Annotated in this window: 7 protein-coding genes; all 7 read right to left on the bottom strand. The window is 41.2% G+C overall.

Going from position 1 to position 5415, the window contains the following annotated elements; translation table 11 throughout:
- On the bottom strand, positions 1 to 970 hold a 970-nt coding region (locus AC1DSB_RS13730), incomplete at its 3' end, for a PQQ-dependent sugar dehydrogenase (protein ID WP_477586902.1).
- A 56-nt stretch (positions 971 to 1026) separates the two neighbouring features.
- Positions 1027 to 1758 carry a sulfite exporter TauE/SafE family protein gene (locus AC1DSB_RS13725; protein ID WP_477586901.1) on the bottom strand — a complete coding sequence of 244 codons (732 nt, stop codon included), beginning with the start codon at positions 1756 to 1758 and terminating at the stop codon, positions 1027 to 1029.
- A gap of 217 nt (positions 1759 to 1975) precedes the next feature.
- Positions 1976 to 2962 carry a GNAT family N-acetyltransferase gene (locus tag AC1DSB_RS13720; protein WP_016429800.1) on the bottom strand — a complete coding sequence of 329 codons (987 nt, stop codon included), beginning with the start codon at positions 2960 to 2962 and terminating at the stop codon, positions 1976 to 1978.
- Between the two features lie 35 nt (positions 2963 to 2997).
- The gene (locus AC1DSB_RS13715) at positions 2998 to 3819 is read right to left on the bottom strand and encodes a metallophosphoesterase (RefSeq protein WP_016429799.1); all 822 of its coding nucleotides are present in this window, start codon (positions 3817 to 3819) and stop codon (positions 2998 to 3000) included.
- Between the two features lie 12 nt (positions 3820 to 3831).
- Positions 3832 to 4449 (bottom strand): NAD(P)-dependent oxidoreductase, encoded by a 618-nt coding sequence (locus AC1DSB_RS13710; RefSeq protein ID WP_477531496.1) that lies wholly within the window; start codon positions 4447 to 4449, stop codon positions 3832 to 3834.
- A gap of 212 nt (positions 4450 to 4661) precedes the next feature.
- The gene (locus AC1DSB_RS13705) at positions 4662 to 5048 is read right to left on the bottom strand and encodes a VOC family protein (protein WP_477531497.1); all 387 of its coding nucleotides are present in this window, start codon (positions 5046 to 5048) and stop codon (positions 4662 to 4664) included.
- A 45-nt stretch (positions 5049 to 5093) separates the two neighbouring features.
- Positions 5094 to 5415: hypothetical protein (locus AC1DSB_RS13700; protein WP_477586900.1), on the bottom strand; the 322-nt coding region annotated here is incomplete at its 5' end.

The raw sequence follows: 5415 nt of genomic DNA, 5'->3' as shown, positions 1-5415 counted from the left end.
TTCCACGTCCATCTCGATTGTTTGAGACGAAGTACAACTCATCACCATTTGAAAATACATCTCTTATTCGTCCATAGCCCGTAATTTTATCCTCTAATTCACCAGATTCGGGATTAATGACGAGAATACCTTCTCCTCGCAAAGCTGCAACATACAATTTCCCTTTATGAAACGTCATGCCAGAAGGTGCCCATGTGATATTCGCACCTGAATGAAGCAATGGAGTCACATATCCTTCTCGCTCTTCACTTCCTTCAGTTAATGGCCAACCATAGTTACTACCTGGTTCGATTTTGTTTATTTCATCATTGGCAGATTGYCCATGTTCAGAAGCAAATAACACACCATCATCTGACCAAGCAAGGCCTTGAGGATTGCGATGACCTAAACTAATGGTTTCCCATTGATTGTTTGCATTTAAACGGAGGATTTTCCCGTTTTTAGAATCGGGCTCTTGGGCGAGTTGTGGATTTGACGCATCCCCAATCGTTGCATACAACAACTGATCAGGACCGATTTCAAGTCGACCTCCATGATGGACATTGCCGGTTGAGATTCCGTCTAAGTGTATGGCGTTTTCTTTCCAGACGTCACCTTCTAATTTCAATGTCACTATACGATTGAATGGACCGTTTCCCGCATCGTAATTGTAATAGGCAAATGCAGTTTTTGTTTCTTCGAACGATGGTTTCAGGACAAATCCAAGCAAACCCGCTTCCGAAACTGTCGCTAAAGGCGTGGAAAACTCTACTTTTTGATGTTCGACAGTGCCATCCGCTTGGATATAGGCAATCGTGCCGACCCGTTCTGATATGTAAAAGTCCTTCCCAGATTGGTTGATGGACCAAGGGACTTGAAGATTTGTAGCTACTTCTTTAATTAACTCTGGTTCTTCAGAGTTGTTTTGTTCAAATATTCCACACCCACTTAACAGAAGAAGGCATGAGGTGAAGATTACCCATCGCTTCATGACCAATCACCTCTTTACTCTTTCTTCACATTATACTGAAAATTTAGCCTTTTTATCTAGAGATTGGTTACSACAATTTGTATAATCAACGCTATCGTTACAATGCGTAATAAAGGTTTCACATATTCTTTTTTCAATTTACGAGCTAGATGCACCCCGATTTGCGCACCACTTACCGAGCCCAACAATAGTGYAATGGTTACCGCCCACATAATTTTCCCCGTCGCTATGTACGTTAATGCCGCACCGAAACAACTTGAAAAAATCGCAATACGGGCTAGTCCAACAGCCCGAATATAAGAAATGCCTAGATGAGATAGCACGTACATCATCAATGTGCCAGATCCCGGTCCAAACACCCCATCGTATAGACCGATGCCAAATAGACCGACCCCACTTTTCTTACTAACGACAAGCGGACGATTTCCTTCAAAATCACTCGATCCCATAAATGAAGTAAGCAATGCGAAACTCAGGAGGACAACGGCGATTATTGTCAACGTGCTTTCTGTTAGAAAGGACGCGATTAATCCTCCTGATATTCCCCCACCAAGACATAGCGGAACGATGATCAACGCTTCTTTGACGGTAACTTCTTTATACTTATAGATTACGATGAAACTAGATAAGGAGCTGACTGTATTCGAGACCTTGTTTGCGCCAATGGCTGAGTGTACCGGTATTCCCATTATTAACATGGCCGGTAAACTAATTAAGCCACCGCCTCCAGCCAAAGTACCCAGCACATTCGCAATCAAACCTATTAAAAATAACCAAATGTAATCCATGAGCTACCTCTTTATCAAGTTAGTATGTTTATGCGAGTTGGAGAAGGGTATTTTCATATAGTAATGAACTAGAAATTGTAAATAACAACAAAAAAGTTGCTCTCATTACTCGAGGGCAACTATTTTTATTTTAATAATGAATGAAATGTCTTCAAGAGCAATACTTGAAAACCATGTATCAACTAAACGAGAGCACCCAAAAATCTAAAATTTTCTTTTAATCTAATGCTCTTTTTAATCGTAAAGAAGTGTGAGAACTTGTCAATTCGGAATCATTTGCAGGCTCTTCTTTAACGAAAATGAATCCTTTTGCTTTATAAAATGGGATTCCTTTGTCATTTTTCTTTTCCACCGAAACCCACTGTTCCGTGGCATTATACTCTTCTTGTTGTAGTCGGGTATAAGCTTCCAGTAATTGTGATCCAATTTTCTTGTTCCGCTTCTCTGGATGCAAATAAAGAACGTAAATTTCTGCTATTTTGGAGTTGGTCATGCCCCCACCGATTGCCCCAACAATTTCCCCTTCAACCTCAGCCACATAGTAACCATTCCATTTTTTCGACAAATCACTGATTTCCTTCAAGATTCGTTTAGGAGTATAGTATCTATCAATGATATGTTCAATCTCTTGCTTCGTATATATATCCCCATATGTAAACCATTGACCTTTCGTACAGACCTTGGTAATTCCATCCTCATCCCCGGGCCTTGCTCGGCGTATGATTGTATCTGGTACATATAGATGCAGCGCATATTGCTGACCTTTTGAACCTATGTAACGACGTCCCTCATCTTTGAAACCAGCCTTTAAATAAACATGTCTAGCAGCTTCGTTGCGTTCATTGACCCCAAGTACCACTTCGTCGAATTGCGGAAAATGCCGATGAATAAAAGTTGGAAGAGCATGTATCGTTTTCACTGCAATTCCTTGACCTTGGGATTCCGGATGAATGGAAAATCCCCTTAATAAAATAGAATTCGGGTTGTCAGTATAAAAGAAACGGTCATTTCCGGTATCCAGGACAAAGAACCCAACGATATGATTCCCTTCCAAGATGGTGACGGGAGTTCTGGAATAATTGTCGTTTTTCAGCAGCTCTAATGGATGTGCCGTAAACTCAAGCTGGTCGGGAGGTAACGGGTAAAATTGGAATGCTTGTTGATGATCTGGATTATAAGGTACAAGCGTAATGCTTTGTGGCATGATGAAAATCTCTCCTTCTTAAGTTGTCGATCGAGTTATTTTATTGAACTCGATTTTAACGTAACCACGACTATTTCAGGCAAGTTAAACAGGCGTATCGGAATGACGCTATTTCCAAGTCCTCGACTGACAATCAATTTAGATGACCCACCTTCATGAATGCCTGCTGTATATTTTGGAAAGTAACCTTGACCAGGTGCAACAAGGCCACCAACGAATGGGATACGGAACTGACCGCCATGTGCATGTCCGGAAAACGTTATATCCATTCCTGCATCTATATAAGATTGAAAATCTTCTGGGCGATGGGCAAGGAGAATTGAAAAAGCGTCATTCGGAACATTGGAAGAATCAATCATTTGTGAAGCTGTCGCACCATTTAATGGGTCTTCTATCCCTGTTAAGGATATCGACATTCCGTCACGTGTTATGTTCACGGTTTCATTGGATAACACGTGCACGCCACGAGTGGTGAGTTCCTCTTTTATATGTTCCACATCATTCGTTGCCACTTCATGATTTCCTGTCACGTAGTACACGTTTGTTAATTCCACAATTTCCTCGATGAGCGCAAGACTGTTGGGTAAATCATAGCGATTGCTATCAATCAAATCCCCAGTAATGACAATCATATTTGGCCTTGCCTGTTTAATTTTATTCACTAACCGCTGTTGATTTTCACCAAAAGTAGCATCATGTAAATCTGAAATTTGCACAATCCGATATCCATCAAAAGATGAAGGAATCTCAGAAGATTCTACGGTATGATTCGTAACGCTGAGCCAGTTGTTATTCACATATAAGAAGCCAATCAGACAAGCGACGGCAATGATACCTTTCAATAGTTTTCGAAACATGTAAAACTCCTTTTAATAAGCAAGACCCACTCGAACGTTTATAAACTGAGGATCCAGCAATTCTTTGTAAGCGAACTCAGCAGTGTCCCCTACAGATATTTCAACGCCATCTTCAGGTAAAAAGTTCCGTTTGGTTCTCCACTGACCCGTCGCCTTTCCATCCGGTAAATAGGTTGGGCAGACAACTGTCCATTCCAGATTCGTTGCAGCAAGCTGTTCATAAGCCTTTGCATGCTCTTCTGCCGCAAAGGTTAAGCGACGTTTTGATTCAGTTGACTGAAAGCGGTACGCTTCAGGGTTGGTACGACTTTGCAAAATCCCTGCCGTGCCGATTGTGACGATGCGTTTTATTTCTTCTTTTTGCATGGCTTCAATAATAAGCGGGATCGCATCTGTCAGTGTTGTAGTTTTATCAGTACCAATTGCACTGAACACGGCATCCGCCCCTTTTATCGCTTCACTCACCAATTGTTGTTCTCGGATATCGCCTTCTAGAATCGTTAAATTTTCATGAGGCGTTAGTTTGGATGGTGTGCGTACAAGGACCCTCACAAGATGACCGTCTTCGAGAGCACGTTGTAAGATTTCATTTCCTACACGACCTGTCGCACCAAATATCGTAATGTTCATGGAGATTCCCCCAACTATCGTTTTCTTTTAGCATAAAGGAATGCGAATGGTCTGGCTAATGATTCAACCAAGGTAGTCTCTAACACTGTATACGGAAGCCCAGCGTTTTATAACGTGGTACAACTCAGGCTTTTTCCGAAGGTCTAAATTTTCGTAATCCAGGTCTTAATCAAACGGCATGGCAGAATCACTACTTTTCTACCTGATACCCGTTATTTAGGCGCTACAATCTCTAATTTTATCCGGTCCGGATCTTCAAAAAATACAGCGTACGTATGATTGCCTCCTGCAAAGGGATGACGATCTTTATATAGAATGTTTACGCCACGGTTTATCAATTCTTCCGTCAGAGCATCAACTTGCGCACGGGACTCCCCATGAAATGCGAGGTGGTTTAAGCCTGTACAACCTCGGTGGAATGACGCATCCGCATGCTTCTCCTCTGTTTGTACAAAAACTAGATATGTATGATTGACCTTATAACTAAATCCTTTATCCCATTGTTGATAGAGTTCATAGCCTAGCATCGGCAATAGAAAGTCATAAAAGGCGCGGGATTGCTGTAAATTGGAGACATTCATTTCTACGTGATGTAACATGCTTATCCTCCTTTTTCGAGGGCGTATTCGTTCGATTAACAAAAGCTATAACGCCTCGTTCATTTCTTCTGACCATTGAATCCACCATTGATGAGGCAATTCTACTTTAGTGAGGTCCAAGTCCTGCAATATCTTAGACGAATAAGTATGAATTAAAAACAAATCCCATTGGGCTTCAATGTCTGTCGCAACCCACGCAGCGAGGGTTTCAAATTCATTCAACTCTTCTCGTTCGTCATCATCAAAAAACATAGTTAAGTTATCACACCACTTACTAAAATCAAATTGTGAAAAACTGTTTTCTTTATTACATACCTTATTTAGTAAGTCCTTTAAATTTGCAGGTGTATAAGCCAAAGTGATGCTC

The organism is Paenisporosarcina sp. P4_E4_2, from assembly GCF_056401595.1.
Note: the sequence above shows the minus strand (reverse complement) of the source record. Positions and strands in the feature narration are given on the sequence as shown.